This window comes from Chryseobacterium edaphi (genome assembly GCF_025628985.1).
GTDB classification, from domain to species: domain Bacteria; phylum Bacteroidota; class Bacteroidia; order Flavobacteriales; family Weeksellaceae; genus Chryseobacterium; species Chryseobacterium edaphi.
Genome location: NZ_JAOTEM010000003.1, coordinates 358546 through 373742, shown reverse-complemented (window position 1 = coordinate 373742; position 15197 = coordinate 358546). Strand labels below are relative to the sequence as shown.

At 33.8% G+C, this 15197-nt stretch carries 14 protein-coding genes and 1 tRNA gene; 13 read left to right on the top strand and 2 right to left on the bottom strand.

Features of this window, described 5'->3' with window-relative positions; translation table 11 throughout:
* Positions 1-16: 16 nt before the first annotated feature.
* The 9 genes from NZ698_RS14005 to NZ698_RS13965 all read left to right on the top strand — a co-directional run bounded on the left by NZ698_RS14005 (position 17) and on the right by NZ698_RS13965 (position 10144).
* Positions 17-3055: a leucine--tRNA ligase gene (locus NZ698_RS14005; RefSeq protein WP_263003822.1), complete on the top strand. Its 3039-nt coding sequence runs from the start codon at positions 17-19 to the stop codon at positions 3053-3055.
* Positions 3056-3294: 239 nt separating this feature from the next.
* Positions 3295-4158 (top strand): MotA/TolQ/ExbB proton channel family protein, encoded by an 864-nt coding sequence (locus NZ698_RS14000; RefSeq protein ID WP_263003821.1) that lies wholly within the window; start codon positions 3295-3297, stop codon positions 4156-4158.
* Between the two features lie 60 nt (positions 4159-4218).
* Positions 4219-4827 carry an ExbD/TolR family protein gene (locus tag NZ698_RS13995; RefSeq protein ID WP_263003820.1) on the top strand — a complete coding sequence of 203 codons (609 nt, stop codon included), beginning with the start codon at positions 4219-4221 and terminating at the stop codon, positions 4825-4827.
* Positions 4828-4839: 12 nt separating this feature from the next.
* The gene (locus NZ698_RS13990; protein ID WP_263003819.1) at positions 4840-5409 is read left to right on the top strand and encodes an ExbD/TolR family protein; all 570 of its coding nucleotides are present in this window, start codon (positions 4840-4842) and stop codon (positions 5407-5409) included.
* A gap of 24 nt (positions 5410-5433) precedes the next feature.
* A complete protein-coding gene (locus NZ698_RS13985; RefSeq protein WP_263003818.1) occupies positions 5434-6276 on the top strand; it encodes an energy transducer TonB in 843 nt (280 codons plus the stop codon).
* Positions 6277-6538: 262 nt separating this feature from the next.
* Positions 6539-7408 (top strand): PstS family phosphate ABC transporter substrate-binding protein, encoded by an 870-nt coding sequence (locus tag NZ698_RS13980; protein ID WP_263003817.1) that lies wholly within the window; start codon positions 6539-6541, stop codon positions 7406-7408.
* A 91-nt stretch (positions 7409-7499) separates the two neighbouring features.
* Positions 7500-9149, top strand: coding sequence for a tetratricopeptide repeat protein (locus NZ698_RS13975; RefSeq protein WP_263003816.1), 1650 nt, complete (start codon positions 7500-7502; stop codon positions 9147-9149).
* 161 nt (positions 9150-9310) lie between these two features.
* Positions 9311-10030 carry a bacillithiol biosynthesis deacetylase BshB1 gene (gene bshB1, locus NZ698_RS13970; RefSeq protein WP_263003815.1) on the top strand — a complete coding sequence of 240 codons (720 nt, stop codon included), beginning with the start codon at positions 9311-9313 and terminating at the stop codon, positions 10028-10030.
* Positions 10031-10067: 37 nt separating this feature from the next.
* Positions 10068-10144, top strand: a tRNA-His gene (locus NZ698_RS13965).
* 101 nt (positions 10145-10245) lie between these two features.
* On the opposite strand, the gene NZ698_RS13960 is transcribed toward NZ698_RS13965, so the two are convergent.
* Both NZ698_RS13960 and NZ698_RS13955 read right to left on the bottom strand, forming a co-directional pair.
* Positions 10246-10581: a DUF3276 family protein gene (locus NZ698_RS13960; RefSeq protein WP_219970319.1), complete on the bottom strand. Its 336-nt coding sequence runs from the start codon at positions 10579-10581 to the stop codon at positions 10246-10248.
* Positions 10582-10680: 99 nt separating this feature from the next.
* Positions 10681-12342, bottom strand: a complete 1662-nt coding sequence (locus NZ698_RS13955) for an ABC transporter ATP-binding protein (RefSeq protein WP_263003814.1) — start codon at positions 12340-12342, stop codon at positions 10681-10683.
* A 90-nt stretch (positions 12343-12432) separates the two neighbouring features.
* Between NZ698_RS13955 and NZ698_RS13950 the strand changes: the two genes are divergently transcribed.
* From NZ698_RS13950 to NZ698_RS13935, 4 genes are all read left to right on the top strand, one after another.
* Positions 12433-13338: a transcription antitermination protein NusB gene (locus NZ698_RS13950; RefSeq protein ID WP_263003813.1), complete on the top strand. Its 906-nt coding sequence runs from the start codon at positions 12433-12435 to the stop codon at positions 13336-13338.
* A gap of 10 nt (positions 13339-13348) precedes the next feature.
* Positions 13349-13867, top strand: a complete 519-nt coding sequence (locus NZ698_RS13945; RefSeq protein WP_263003812.1) for a DUF1573 domain-containing protein — start codon at positions 13349-13351, stop codon at positions 13865-13867.
* A 2-nt stretch (positions 13868-13869) separates the two neighbouring features.
* The gene (yajC, locus tag NZ698_RS13940) at positions 13870-14229 is read left to right on the top strand and encodes a preprotein translocase subunit YajC (protein ID WP_263003811.1); all 360 of its coding nucleotides are present in this window, start codon (positions 13870-13872) and stop codon (positions 14227-14229) included.
* A gap of 167 nt (positions 14230-14396) precedes the next feature.
* Positions 14397-15131 (top strand): SDR family NAD(P)-dependent oxidoreductase, encoded by a 735-nt coding sequence (locus tag NZ698_RS13935; RefSeq protein ID WP_263003810.1) that lies wholly within the window; start codon positions 14397-14399, stop codon positions 15129-15131.
* The last annotated feature ends 66 nt before the right edge of the window (positions 15132-15197 follow it).

Here is a 15197-nt window from a genome sequence, read left to right as displayed (position 1 = left end):
ATATACAACTAACAGAATGTTTTACGATCATCAGCAGATAGAAAAAAAGTGGCAGAAATACTGGGAAGACAATCAAACTTACAAAACTTCCGATAAAACAGACAAACCGAAATTTTATGTTCTCGATATGTTTCCGTATCCTTCGGGAGCAGGACTTCACGTAGGTCATCCTCTCGGATATATTGCATCAGATATTTATGCAAGATATAAAAGACATCAAGGTTTCAACGTTCTTCATCCTGTTGGTTACGATAGTTTCGGACTTCCTGCTGAGCAATATGCAATTCAGACCGGGCAACATCCTGCAATTACAACTGAGCAAAACATTACGAGATACGAAGAGCAATTAAGAAAAATTGGTTTTTCATTTGACTGGAGCAGAGAAGTAAGAACTTCTGACGCTTCTTATTATAAATGGACACAATGGATTTTTATTGAATTATTCCATTCTTGGTATAATAAAGATACAGACAGGGCAGAATCTATCGAAACTTTAATTAAACATTTTGAAGAAAAAGGAACAGAAGGTTTAAATGCCAATCAAAACGATGAATTAAATTTTACTGCAGAAGAATGGAAAGATGCTTCTGAAATTGATAAAGAAGATATTTTATTAAATTACCGTTTGTCTTACAGAGCGGAAACAACTGTAAACTGGTGTCCAGCTTTAGGAACAGTTTTAGCAAATGATGAGGTGAAAGACGGAAAATCTGAAAGAGGAGGTTTCCCTGTTTTTCAAAAGAAAATGATGCAGTGGAGCATGAGAATTTCTGCTTACTCTGAAAGACTATTACAAGGATTAAAAACTCTTGACTGGCCACAACCTTTGAAAGATTCCCAAGAATACTGGATCGGAAAATCTCAGGGAGCGCAGGTGAAATTTCAGGTAGAAAATCATGAAGAAATAATCGAAGTTTTCACAACAAGACCTGATACTATTTTTGGAGCAACTTTTATGGTTTTGGCTCCTGAAAATCCTTTAGTAGAAAATATTACGACAGCCGAACAAAAAGTTGAGGTTGATTCTTATATTGAAGAAACTTCAAAGAAAACTGAGCGTGATAGAATGGCAGACGTGAAAAACGTTTCAGGTGCTTTCACGGGAAGTTATGCAATCAATCCATTTAGTGGAGAAAAAATGCCGATCTATATTTCAGATTACGTATTGATGGGTTACGGAACGGGAGCTGTAATGGCTGTTCCTGCACATGATGAGCGTGATCACAGATTTGCAAAGAAATTTAATTTAGAAATTAAAAAAGTCGTAGAAACAGAAGAAGATATTCAGGAAAAATCTTTTGATTCTAAAGATTCTGTTTGTGTAAATTCAGATTTCTTAAACGGTTTAAATTATAATGACGCCAAATCAAAAATAATTTCTGAAATCGAAAACAAAGGAATCGGTCACGGAACAACGAATTACAGACAGCGTGATGCGATTTTCTCAAGACAGCGTTATTGGGGTGAGCCGGTTCCTATATATTATAAGGACGGAATGCCTTACACATTGCCGACTTCTGCTTTGCCGTTGGAACTTCCTGAAGTTGAAAAATATTTGCCAACTGAAGACGGAGATCCGCCGTTAGGAAATTCAAAAACGTTTGCCTGGGATGAGGTGAACCAAAAGGTTGTCACTACAGATTTAATTGATGATCAAACTGTATTTCCATTAGAATTATCTACAATGCCTGGTTGGGCGGGAAGTTCATGGTATTTTCTGAGATATATGGATCCTAATAATGATGAGGTTTTTGCTAACAAAGAATTGTCAGATTATTGGGGACAGGTAGATTTATACATCGGAGGCAGCGAACATGCAACCGGTCACTTATTATATTCTCGTTTCTGGAATATGTTCTTAAAAGACAGAGGATATATTAATAATGATGAGCCTTTTCAGAAATTGATTAATCAGGGGATGATTTTGGGGATGAGTGCGTTTGTGTATCGATTAAGTGGGGAGTATACACAAAGTCGAGGTAATGGAAGTTTGGATTATGAAAATATTAATGAACCACAAAATATATTTATTACATATAAATTAAAAAAAATATATGATGATTATAAGTCTAAATATCACGAATCTCAAATAAAAGGAAAATCTAATTTTGATATTGAAAAGCCTAAAGAAGTAGAACTTTTAGAAGAAATGTATTTCTTTAAATTAAAAGAACTGAATCCAAATTCTAAACAATTAGAGTTGGGTCCAATCTCTTTAGAGATAGGAATTCAATCTATTCATATTGATGTGTCTTTATTAAAAGGAACTTCTGACGAATTAGACACTGAAGCTTTTAGATCTTGGAGACCAGATTACGCAGACGCTGAATTTATTTTGGAAGATGGAAAATACATCACAGGTCGTGAAGTAGAAAAAATGTCCAAGTCAAAATACAATGTTGTCAACCCCGATGATATCTGTGAAGAATATGGTGCAGACGGTCTGAGATTGTATGAAATGTTCTTAGGTCCGTTAGAACAATCAAAGCCTTGGAACACGCAAGGTCTGAGTGGAGTATATGGTTTCCTGAAAAAATTCTGGAATTTATATTTTAATGAAGATACTTTTGAAGTTTCAGAAGAAGAGCCTACAAAAACGGAATATAAAATTTTGCATACTTTAATAAAGAAAGTGGTTTACGATATTGAAAATTTTTCTTTCAATACGTCAGTTTCCTCATTTATGATCGCTGTCAATGAGTTACAGAAATTAAAGTGCAATAAGCGCAATATATTAGAACCTTTAGCCGTTATAATTTCCCCATATGCTCCACATATCTGTGAAGAGGTATGGAATTTGCTTGGTCACAGCGAGTCAATTGAATTTGAAAAGTTCCCGGAACTCAACGAAGAATATTTAATTGAAGACGAAATTAATTATCCGGTAAGTGTAAATGGTAAGATGAAATTCAAAATTTCACTTTCGGCTCAACTTTCGGCGAAGGAAGTTGAAGATTTAGTGCTTCAAAATGAAAAAATGAAAGAGATTTTGGAAGGTAATACGCCTAAAAAGATTATTGTAGTACCTAAAAAGATTGTAAATATTGTAATTTAAAACAAATTTAACATTGGTAATTTCAAAAAAATTAGCCGTTAAATTTTTTGATTTTTTAATGTAATTTCAATTAATGATAAAAATCAGTAAAATTTTTAGATATAATTACAATATCGGAATCGTATTAAATTTTCGTTATCAAAAAAAGACAAAATGTTTATTTAAGACTATTGCATTTTAAGTAATTTTGCCTTTATTTTACAACTTTAAAATTTTTAAACAATATAATTTAGTTAAATATGGAAATGAATGTTTCAAAAAATGATGAGCAAGTAGTTGCTAAAAAAGCAGGGGGTCTTAATCCGGCTGTAATTATTCCTATTCTATTAGTTATAGGAATTTGTATTTATTTATTTGTTCTTGGTAGCCCAGGAAACTTTAAAGATGCAGACAAACTAGGAAGTGGTTCTGTTGCTTTTTCAAGTGTTGAAGGAAAAGACATTCACCCAGAGTCGTTTTTGGGAATTATCTACAAAGGAGGGATCATCGTACCGATCTTGATTACTTTCATGATCACGGTAATCGTTTTCTCTTTCGAAAGATATTTTATTCTTAGCAAAGCTGCTGGAAAAGGTAACTTGGATAATTTCGTAGTAAAAGTAAGAAGCTTACTAAACCAAAACAGAGTTGACGAAGCTTTAGAAGAGTGTGACAGACAAGAAGGTTCTGTTGGTAACGTAGTAAAAGAAGGTCTTACAACTTACAAGGCTCTTTCTAATGACACTACATTAAACAAAGAGCAAAAAATGGTTGCTTTGAACAAAGCTATCGAAGAGGCTACTACTCTTGAAATGCCAATGCTTGAGAAAAACATGATGATTCTTTCTACTCTAGGTACAGTTGCAACATTGATCGCACTACTTGGTACAGTAATCGGGATGATCAAGGCGTTCTTCGCATTAGGTTCTGGAGGTGGTACTCCTGATGCTGCTGCACTTTCTACAGGTATCTCTGAAGCATTGATCAACACAGCTTTAGGTATTGGTACTTCTGCAATTGCGATTATGCTTTACAACTTCTTTACATCTAAAATTGACGGATTGACTTACAAGATCGATGAGATCGCTATGAGCATCCAACAATCTTTTGCGGAATTCAACTAAGAATTTTGTAGCAAGATATTTGCATTGTAAAAAGAAGTTTAATTAAAAATAAATAAAATAATGGCGAGAGTCAAACCAAAAAGACATGGGGTAGTTACGGATATGACGGCAATGTGTGACGTTGCATTCCTACTACTTACATTCTTTATATTGACCACTCAGTTTAAGAAACCTGACGTGGAGCAGATTAAGCCGCCATCTTCGATCTCAGAAAAATTACTTCCTGATGCTAGTTTAATGACTATCAACGCTACACCAGACGGAAAATTTTATTTCCAGCCTGTTGATAACGGTTCAGAAAGAGTACAACTTTTAGATAAAATGGGACAAAAGTACGGTGTTACTTTTGACAACAAACAAAAAGTTGCATTTCAAAGAGTTCAGGCAATCGGGGTTCCTATGAACCAGCTGAAAAGCTATCTTGATTTGCCGGAAGATGCGCAGAAAAATTTCAAGAGTCCTACTGGGATTCCTATGGATAGTACTAATAAACAATTAGTTGACTGGGTAGAGCAAAGTTTAAGCGTTAATCCTGATTACAAATTAGCAATCAAGGGAGATGTTACAACTGGATATCCTAAAGTTAAAAGTTTATTTGAGGGTTTAAGAGATATTGATTTTCTTAAATTTTGGTTGATAACGTCACAAGAAGGTAAACCTAATCAATAACATCATTTAGAAATGGCAGAAGTACAAGTACAGGAAAAAGGCGCCAAAGGCGGCAAAGTACGTTCCAAGAAACAGAGTACCAGAGTCGATATGACTCCGATGGTGGACTTGGGTTTTCTATTGATTACCTTCTTTATGTTCACAACCACATTCTCTAAACCGAATGTTATGGATTTGGGTCTTCCGGCAAAACCGAAAGAAAATACTCCAAAACCACCTCCGACCGAGATTAAACTTTCAAATTCAATTTCTTTATTATTAGGTAAAGACAATAAGATATTTTGGCATCAGCAGGATAATACTTCTTTGACTGATCAAAATCTTAACGAAACTACTTTTGACAGAGAAGGAATCAGAAAGATTATAGAGCAAGCAAAGAATGGTGCGGCTGATAAAACTAAATTTACAGTGATTATCAAACCGACTGACGATGCAGTATATAAGAACTTTGTAGATATTCTTGACGAAATGGCAATTACCAAGAGTGAGCAGTACGGTGTGACTGATCTTAAGCCTTGGGAGAAAGCTATTTATGATAGAAAAGTGGGTAATCCAGCTGGTGCTGCACCTGCAACAAAGTAATTTAACCATTAAATTTGAATTACAATGGCAGATGAAAATGTATACAGTCAGAATCTTTCATTAGATGAGATTGTATTCGAAAACAGAAATAAAAGTTATGGTGCATATGATATCAGAACTCAGTATCCTAGATTACTGACTAAGTCTTTTATCATTGGTACATCATTATTCTTAGTGGCTGCTTTATCTCCTTTTATTTATCTTACTATTCAAAATATGAATAAAGCTGACGAAGTTCAGGTGAAAGCAGATTTGGTAGATATTTTACAAGAAGATAAAATTATAGAGGAGCCGAAAGAAGAAGAACCACCTCCACCACCTCCACCAAAAGAGGAAGAAAAAATCGAGGTTATCCAAAACGTAGTTCCGGAACCGGTGAAAGCTCCTAAGATCGAGACTCCGCCGCCGCCAATTTCTAAGCAGTTAGAAACTCAGACTGGTTTGGTAGCTCAGGAAGGTGTAAAAGCTCCTGCATATACTCCTCCGCCACCACCACCATCTACAGGGACTAAAGCTTCAACAGCTGAAGTTAAACCTCAGGTAAGTGACACTCAGGTGTATAGTGAGGTTGAGCAAACTGCAGAATTTCCTGGAGGAATAAATGCGTTCAGAAATAAAGTTTCTGGTAACTTCGATGGTTCAGCGATGAACGGTGATGAAGGTACTGTTAAAGCTGAAGTTACTTTCGTAGTAGAAAGAGACGGATCTATTACAGACGTAAAAGCTAATGGTAAAAACTCAGATTTCAATTCTGAAGCTGTTAGAACGATTAAGTCAATTAAAAATAAATGGACTCCTGCAAAAATCAATGGTCAATCTGTTCGTTACAGATTCAGATTACCGTTAACGATGAATTTTGAAGGATAATATTTATCTTAAATACTATTAAAAAAGAGAAGCAATCGCTTCTCTTTTTATTTTTTTTAATACTTTTGTTATATGATGTTCAATTGGTTATCCTTAGTCACAGGATTGTTTTATATAGTCCTCGGGATTGTAATTATTATCTACAAATTCTTCTTTACACTCTTGGAGCCCGCAGTGGCGTATCCGCTCGGTGGATTGGTAATGCTGTATGGCTTTTTCAGAATTTGGAGAGCAGTTTCAAAAATTAAAAATACCGGGGATCATGAATAGTTTAAAGTTATTGATCCTTTTGATTCTTGCTTTTACAGTAAGTTGTTCAAAAAAAGAAGACAAATCTCCATCTTATCATAAAGGAGATATGACAATCTTAACGGATGAGTCTTTTAAAAGTGTTACTGAAGCTTTAGCCGATGGATATATGATTAATTATCCTGAAACTAAAATAAAAGTTGTCACAAAAAAAGAAGATTTAGGTTTCTTAGATCTTTTGCATGATAAAGCGAGAATTGCTGTAATGTCAAAAGAGTTATCTGCTGAAGAGATTAAAGCTTACGAGGAGCAGGCAGATTTGAAATTTTTACCGGCAAAATTTGCAGCTGATGCTGTTGTTTTTGTTGTTCCTAAAAACTCTGAGAGAACAACTATCACCATGGACGAAATTGCTCAGGGAATGCAATCTGATGATAAAAACTTTATCTATGATGGTGCAAACTCAAGTAATTTAAATTTTGTAGCTCAAAAACTTAAAAAACTTCCGAAGGATTTGAAGTATTCGATTATTCCGGGAAGTACAAATGTTATCGAAGAATTAAATAAATACCCAAATAAAATAGGAGTTGTTGGCTTGAATACAATTAGCAGACCTTACGATAAAAATGCTGAAAAGTTAAGAGATCTAATCAAAATTTTACCTGTGGAATCAAATGGAAAATCATATTCACCGGATTTTGAAGGTTTGCGTGAAATGAAATATCCTTTTACAAGAGTTTTATATTTCTTAACAAATGAAGGAAATTTTAACATTGCGAGTGGTTTCATAAGATATTCATGCACACAGTTAGGACAAATAATTGTGCAAAAAGAAGGTTTGCAGCCATATAATATTTACAGCCGAGAAGTTCAGATGCGTTAAATAATATTAAATTCATCTGATTACCAATTTAATTCATTTATTTTGGTCTGAAAATTGTGTGTAAATTATAGTTCAATTTAGAAAATATATAATGAAAGATATAATGATTATGAATGTAAAGAAGATTGCTTTTGGAGCAGCGGTTGTGTTTTTTAGCAATTTTACAATTGCACAAACGTTACAAGATGGTATCAACAGTATTGACAGTGATAAATTTGCTCAGGCAAAAAACAATTTCACTCAGATGATTGCCAAAGAACCAAAAGCAGAAAATTATTTCTATTTAGGAAATACTTATTTAAGACAATCAGAACCTGATTTTGCTCAGGCAACTGAAAGCTTTAATAAAGGTCTTGCTGCAGACAGCAAAAGTTATTTAAATAAACTTGGTTTAGCTACGGTTAAATTGGGTAAAGGTGATAAAAGTGCTATTGCTGAAATTCAGAAAATAGTTACAGATTCAAGAGAGAAAGATGCTGAAGTTCTTTTCAGAGCTGCGGAAGCTTTGACTTTATTTGAAAAAAATAACTCTCCGGATTTGGCAATTCAGTTTTTGAATAAAGCAATTGAAAGAGCGGCTAAGAAAGAAGTTCCTGCAAACTATTACTATACTTTAGGTGATGCTTATAGATTAAAAAGAATTCCTGGTGATGCAATGTCAGCTTATGACAAAGCTTTGCCTTTAGCCAAAAATAAGGCCTCAGTTTATACAAGAATCGGAACTCTTTGGATGGCTGCTCAACAGTGGCAGCAGGCTAAAACAAGTATTGAGAAAGCAATTGCAACAGATGCAACTTATGCACCTGCATACAAAGCTTTAGCTGCTTATAATATCAAATATCAAGAGAATGCAAAAGCAACTCAGGATTTGATCAACTATACAAAATATGCTGATGAAGATCCATATACTCAGTTGGAGATTGCTAAATTGTATTTTACCAATGAAGACTACGCCAATTCTAAAATGATTTTAGATAAGATTTTTGATAAAGTAAATGATCCTATCAAATTCAAATTGAGAGCGTATGTAAATTATGCAGACGGACAATATGCTGAAGCAAAACAAAACATGGATACCTTCGTTTCTCAAGCTGAAAAATCAAGAGTACAGCCTGCAGATCAAGGTTTGCAAGGTCTTATCGCTGCTGGATTAGCTAAAACTGAAACAGATGCTGCTAAAAAAGCTGCTCTTACAGCTGAATCTCAGCAAAAAGTTGCAATTGCTAAAGCTGCAAAAGATGAAACAATGAAGTGGGATATGGAATTGGTTAAGATAAGTGGAGGAGGAGCTTCTCAGTCTTCTGTTGATGCAGGACCAACGAATCCTCAAATCGAAGCATTAAAGAAACAAGTGGCAGCAAATGCTCAGGATTCTGATGCATTATACAAATTAGCTACAGCTTATCAGGACGTTAAGAACTGGAATGGGGCGATCCTAACTTGGCAGAAAATGAGTGCAATTTTACCAGATTGGGCTCCTGCTTACTACAGTTTAGGGTATGCTTACCAGCAAGCAACTAATAATGATGCTGCAAAAATTGCTTATGAAAAATATATCGCTACTGTAAAACCGGCAGAGGTTGATGCAAACAAGCAGACTTTAGCATATGCATACTTCGCTGTAGCATATTTATCTAAAGATTCTGATGCCGCAAAAGCGAAAGATTATGTTGCTAAATCTTTACAGTTAGATCCTACTTATCAGGATGCTGTAAAATTAAATACAGAGATCAATAAGTAATTTAATTTTTAAATTATACATATTAAAACTTCCCATTCATCAAGTTTGGGAAGTTTTTATTTTAAATCTTATATTTGAAAATATGAAATATCAGAGATTACAAATTCTAAAATAGGATTATACTTGACATTTTATTTCAAAGATTAAAATTAAAAGAATAAATGAAAACAGATATACTTGCTTTTGGTGCACATCCAGATGATGTAGAATTGGGTTGTGGCGGAACCATTGCTAAATTAATTTCTGAAGGAAAAACCTGTGTTATAATTGACCTGACAAAAGGTGAGTTAGGAACTCGTGGAAGTGATGAAATAAGACATGAAGAAGCAACTGAATCCGCAAAGATTTTAGGAGTTGCTACGAGAGAAAATTTAGGATTAAAAGATGGTTTTCTTGTAAATTCTGAAGAATATCAATTAGAGATTGTAAAAATGATCCGCAAATACCGGCCAGAAATCGTCTTGGCTAATGCAATTGACGATAGACATCCGGATCATGCAAAAGCGGCGAAATTAGTATCTGATGCGTGCTTTTTAGCTGGATTAAGAAAGATAGAAACAATTGTTGGTGGAGATAATCAGGAAGTGTGGAGACCAAAGCAAATTTTTCACTATATTCAATGGAAAGATATTAAGCCGGAATTCGTCATCGACATATCAGAACATCTTGAAAAGAAGTTAGAAGCTTGTATGGCTTTTAAAACACAGTTTTATGATCCGAAATCTACAGAGCCGGAAACTCCGATCACCTCAAAAGACTTTTATGAAAGTCTTACTTATCGTGCACAAGATCTTGGAAGATTATCGGGAGTTACTTACGCTGAGGGATTTACGACTGAGAAGCTCATAGCAATGAAAAATTTTGACGGAATTGTTTTGTAGTTAAAAAATCTTTCCTATATTTGCACCACCAAAAACGGTGATTGTAGCTCAGTTGGTTAGAGCGCCGGATTGTGGTTCCGGAGGTCGGGGGTTCGAGACCCCTCATTCACCCCACAGTAAAACACATTTTCTCTTGAAAATGTGTTTTTTTATGCCAAAAAAAGCATCTGAAAAAGATGCTTGTGTTTTTTATATAATAGGTTTAGTTTTTCGATTTAAACTTCGTCGTCAGAATCGATTGTAAAAGTTCTGCTTTTGAAATCTTTATCATGTTTTTCAGATATCACATCTTCACCTTTTTCGTTAATGATAAAATCTGTAGATTCATTAAACATCTCTTGGAAGCTTTTAAAATCTTCCTTATAAAGGTAAATTTTATGCTTTTCGAATGTTGCCTCTCCATTCTCCCCGAAATTCTTTTTGCTTTCGGTAATTGTAAGATAATAATCTCCTGCTTTCGTCTCGCGCACATCAAAGAAATACGTTCTTCTTCCTGCTTTTAACACCTTCGTGAAAATTTCATTCTCATGGCGTTCCTTGTATTCACTCATTATTAGATATTTTTTAATCTTGTTAAGAACAAATATAAAATATTTCTTTTAATCACAAAATTTTTTTTATGATTTATTTAACATTTGTGAACAAATAGGCTAAGCAGTTACAGAATTGGTAATTTCGGTAAGATTAATGATTTTATCTGCACGTTGAGCGCTAGATTCTCTATGTGTGATGATTATAGAAGTTGCGTTATGGATTTTAGTATCAATATTTTCCAGAATATTCTGTTCGGTTTCTGTATCTAAAGCCGATAGTGAATCATCGAAAATGATGATATTTGGGTCTTTAATAAGGGCTCGTGCAATACAAATTCGTTGTTTCTGACCTCCGGAAAGCATGACTCCTCGTTCTCCGACCATTGTTTTGTAACCTTCTTTAAAGTCTACGATGTTTTTGTGAACGTCTGCAATTTTAGAATATTCAACCACTTTTTCGTGTGAAGGATTAGCAATTGAAAAGCCAATATTATGTTCAATAGAATCTGAAAACAGATAACTTTCCTGAGGAATATACCCAATGAAATCTCTGTAATTATCAAGATTATGATCTTTCAAATTTTTACCATCAATAAGAATTTCACCTTCTGTAGGATCAATTAATCGACATAAAAGTAATGCAATGGTTGATTTTCCGCTTCCGGTTTTGCCCATGATAGCTAAAGACTGTCCTGCATTTATTTTAAAACTTAAATTTTCTAAAGCTTTAATTCCGGTATTTGGATAAACATAAGATACATTTCTGAACTCGATATCTCCTTTGATAGGATAATTTTCAAAGTTTTTGTTAATGACTTCAGATTTTTTATCCATGAATTCATTAATTCTCTGCATAGAAGCTTCTGCTCTCTGATTAACCGAAGTTACCCAACCCACCATAGAAAAAGGCCAGATCAGAATATTGATATACATAAAGAAATCAGCAATTTTCCCAACCGTTAATTCTCCAGCAATATATTTTTGTCCACCAATTAAAATAATGGCAACATTCAATAATCCGATTACAAATAAAATAATGGTAAAGAAATAAGCTTCTGTTTTTGCTAAATCTAAAGCTTTGTCCTGATAATCGGTAACTTTTGAGCTATAATTTTTCTTGATGTAATTTTCTTTTGCAAAAAATTTGACGACCCTAATTCCGGAAAAGCTGTCCTGTACAAAAGTTGAAATTGCAGACTGACTTTTCTGCATGATTTTCGATTTTTTGTTGATAATCGAACTTACTTTAAAAATGATGTAAGAAAGAATCGGTAGCGGAAATAAAGTCCAGACTGTCATTGACACATCTGTTTTCAACATATAAATACAGGTGATAGTCAATAAAATCAATAAGTTAACGACATACATTACACCTGGACCAAGATACATTCTTACGGCAACAACGTCTTCACTCAATCGATTCATTAAATCTCCTGTTGTTGTGGTTTTAAAATCTGTTAAAGATAATTCCTGATAATGTCTGTAGATTTTATTTTTTAGTTCGTATTCAATTCTTCTTGATGCTACGATGATAGTCTGTCTCATCATAAAGGTGAAAAACCCGGTTAGAAGAGAGCAACCTACGATAATTGCAACATAAATAAGCACCTGTTTGTTGAAGCCCAGACTTCCCGTTTTTGTAAGTTCATCCACAGATTTTCCTACAAACTGTACTTTATATATATTGAAAAAATTGCTGGCAATGATAAAGAGTAACCCCCAAAACAATAATATTTTGTGCTTCCAAAAGTAAGGGTTCAGAGTTTTTAAAGCTTTCATAAACTTTTGCAAATTTACAAAAATAGAGTCAGACTACGAATTTGATAAATTTTAAATTTTGTATCTTTGCACCCATAAAAAGCTCTTTGAATGTTAGGAAGAAGACAAATCCGTGAAAAAGTAGTAGAAAGTGTGTATTCTTACTACCAAAATCCAATAAAATTTGATGTTTTAGAGAAAAACATGTTCTATGGAATAGAGAAAATCTATAATCTCTATATTCTTGAAATCAACTTTTTGGTAGCGCTAAAAAACTTGGCAGAAAACCAGATGGAAATTGGTAAGAACAAGTACATTAAAACTGATTCTGAGATTAACCCAAACCAGAAATTTATTAATAATCAAGTATTAATCAAATTAGAAGAAAACCCTGAAAGACTTTTCTTTTCGGGACAACATGCTGATTTGAAGTGGGATCTTCATGATGATTTTCTGGTAAGAACATTCCAAAGAATGACTTCAGGAAAGCGTTATCAGGATTTTATGAAAGAAGAGGGCTATTCTTTTGATGATGATCAGAAATTTATCGGTAAATTATTTTTGAGATATGTTGCCGAGAATGAAGATTTTCATGATTATGTAGGTGACAGAGAGCTGACTTGGACGGATGATATTCATATTGCTAACTCAATGGTTCAGAAGACGATTGGTTATATCAAAGAGAATGACGAGAGCAGAACTTTAATCAAAATGATTAAAGATGAAGAAGATAAAAGCTTTGCCAGTAAATTATTGAGAGATACTCTAAATAATTGGGAATTGAATGAGAAAAAATTGTCTGAAAGATTAGAAAACTGGGATTTGGAAAGAGTAGCATTAATGGATAAAGTAATTCTTACAACAGCTATTTCTGAGTTAGACAATTTTCCTTTTACGCCTTCAAGAGTTATTATCAATGAATATATTGAGATCGCTAAAGTATTTGCTACAGACCGTTCAAATATATTCATCAACGGAATTTTAGATAAATATTGTAAAGATTTAAACAGAATATAAATATAAAAAAATGAAAAAGTCGTTATCAATTATCGCTTTGTCTATTATCGGGTTTGGTTTGGTTTCTTGTAAAAAAGAAGAGCACAAAGATCTTCAGAACTCAGAAACTATTGCGCCAGATTCTACAAATACATTGTCAGGTGATTCTTTACCTCACAAAACACAAACTTCTGTTGCAGGAGAAACTGCTGCACCTGTAGCATCTAATCAGCCTTTAACAACCGTTGCTTTGTCTGAAAGCAGCTTTGATTTTGGAAATATCAAAAAAGGAGATAAAGTAAATCACGTTTACGAAATTACCAACACTGGAACAAACCCTTTAGTAATTTCTGAAGTGAAGCCAGGATGTGGATGTACCGCTCCGGAATTTACAAAAGACCCAATTTTACCAGGTAAAAAAGGAAAAATCACTTTAAGTTTTGATTCTTCAAGCTTTGACGGTGCTGTTCAGAAATATGCTGATGTTTTTGCAAATGTTGAAAAATCTCCTATTAAGTTAACGTTCAATGCGAACATTCAAGCTAAATAAATATGTTAACAATATTTTTACAAGCCGCACCAGCTGGAGGTTCTTCTCCGATGATGCTTATCATGATGGGTGTAATGTTTGTCGGGTTTTATTTCCTGATGATCAGACCTCAGATGAAAAAACAGAAGCAGGAGAAAAAATTTCAGGAAGAGCTTAAAGTTGGAAGTAGAGTAGTGCTTACTTCTGGTCTTCACGGAAGAATCTCTCAGATTCAGGAAGATGGAATTGTTATCGAAACACTTTCAGGAAAATTGAAATTTGAAAAAGCTGCGATCTCAAGAGAATTTACAGCGGCAAGATTCGGAGATAAAGCTACGGCAACTACCGATAAAAAAGAAGTTATCGAAACTGAAAAGAAATAATTTTTAGTTTTAAATAATATTGCGACTCGGTGCGGTGACCTTTGGTCACCGCACCGAGTTTTTTTATAATAATATGATTATCCAACGTTCAATTTTAAGTGTAACAATTAATTGTGTTATTCGTGAAAACATTTGTAAAATTTGTGTTTAAAAAATATCTTTACGCAATGAATCAAAACACAAACAAAACTGTTCTCATTTTAGGTGCAAATTCAGATGTCGCAAAACAATGTATTAAACAATATTTGGTAAAGGGATTTTTTGTTATTGCCGCTTCACGAAATACAGAATCTTTAGAAAATTTTATTCATGAAAATAATTTAGATAGATCAAAAATTACGGTTCTAAGTTTTGATTCAGAAAATTTTGATTCTCACAAAAAATTTTACAATGAACTTCCAACAAAACCTCATATCGTGGTTTATGCAGCCGGATTTTTAGTTGATAATGAAAGAGCAGTGAGAGATTTCAAAAGTGCTCAACAAATGATGATGGTCAATTATATGGGAGCGGTTTCTATTCTGAATATTATTACGATGGACGAAAGCAATAAAAATTTAGAAAGAATCATCGGAATTTCTTCACTTTCTGGAGTAAGAGGAAGAAAAAGTAATTTCGTTTATGGAAGTACAAAAGCTGCTTTTACAACTTATTTAGCAGGTTTGAGGCAGGAGTTAGCCCAAGGAAATATTAAAGTTAATGTTTTAATAAGCGGATACATCAATACGAAAATCAATGCAGGTTTAGAACTCAATAAAAATCTTTTGATGGAACCGGATTATGTAGCAAAACATATTGTTGATGCCGGAAATTCTTTCACCATCGTTCCTAATTTTAAGTGGAAACTGATTTATATCATTTTAAAAATTTTGCCGGAAAATTTGGTGGCGAAGTTGCCTTGATTACCTATTTTAGTTCACCAGCACTCAGTTTGTCATCCCGTAGAGATCTTAATATAGCAATAGCTT

Excerpts from the sequence above, each read along its gene's own strand:
- NZ698_RS13990 (WP_263003819.1), top strand. The coding sequence starts at position 4,840 with ATGGCAGAAGTACAAGTACAGGAAAAAGGCGCCAAAGGCGGCAAAGTA.
- NZ698_RS13935 (WP_263003810.1), top strand. The coding sequence starts at position 14,397 with ATGAATCAAAACACAAACAAAACTGTTCTCATTTTAGGTGCAAATTCA.
- NZ698_RS13980 (WP_263003817.1), top strand. The coding sequence starts at position 6,539 with ATGAATAGTTTAAAGTTATTGATCCTTTTGATTCTTGCTTTTACAGTA.
- NZ698_RS13975 (WP_263003816.1), top strand. The coding sequence starts at position 7,500 with ATGAAAGATATAATGATTATGAATGTAAAGAAGATTGCTTTTGGAGCA.
- NZ698_RS13950 (WP_263003813.1), top strand. The coding sequence starts at position 12,433 with ATGTTAGGAAGAAGACAAATCCGTGAAAAAGTAGTAGAAAGTGTGTAT.
- bshB1 (WP_263003815.1), top strand. The coding sequence starts at position 9,311 with ATGAAAACAGATATACTTGCTTTTGGTGCACATCCAGATGATGTAGAA.
- NZ698_RS13960 (WP_219970319.1), bottom strand. The coding sequence starts at position 10,581 with ATGAGTGAATACAAGGAACGCCATGAGAATGAAATTTTCACGAAGGTG.
- NZ698_RS14000 (WP_263003821.1), top strand. The coding sequence starts at position 3,295 with ATGGAAATGAATGTTTCAAAAAATGATGAGCAAGTAGTTGCTAAAAAA.
- NZ698_RS13995 (WP_263003820.1), top strand. The coding sequence starts at position 4,219 with ATGGCGAGAGTCAAACCAAAAAGACATGGGGTAGTTACGGATATGACG.
- NZ698_RS14005 (WP_263003822.1), top strand. The coding sequence starts at position 17 with ATGTTTTACGATCATCAGCAGATAGAAAAAAAGTGGCAGAAATACTGG.
- NZ698_RS13955 (WP_263003814.1), bottom strand. The coding sequence starts at position 12,342 with ATGAAAGCTTTAAAAACTCTGAACCCTTACTTTTGGAAGCACAAAATA.
- NZ698_RS13985 (WP_263003818.1), top strand. The coding sequence starts at position 5,434 with ATGGCAGATGAAAATGTATACAGTCAGAATCTTTCATTAGATGAGATT.
- yajC (WP_263003811.1), top strand. The coding sequence starts at position 13,870 with ATGTTAACAATATTTTTACAAGCCGCACCAGCTGGAGGTTCTTCTCCG.
- NZ698_RS13945 (WP_263003812.1), top strand. The coding sequence starts at position 13,349 with ATGAAAAAGTCGTTATCAATTATCGCTTTGTCTATTATCGGGTTTGGT.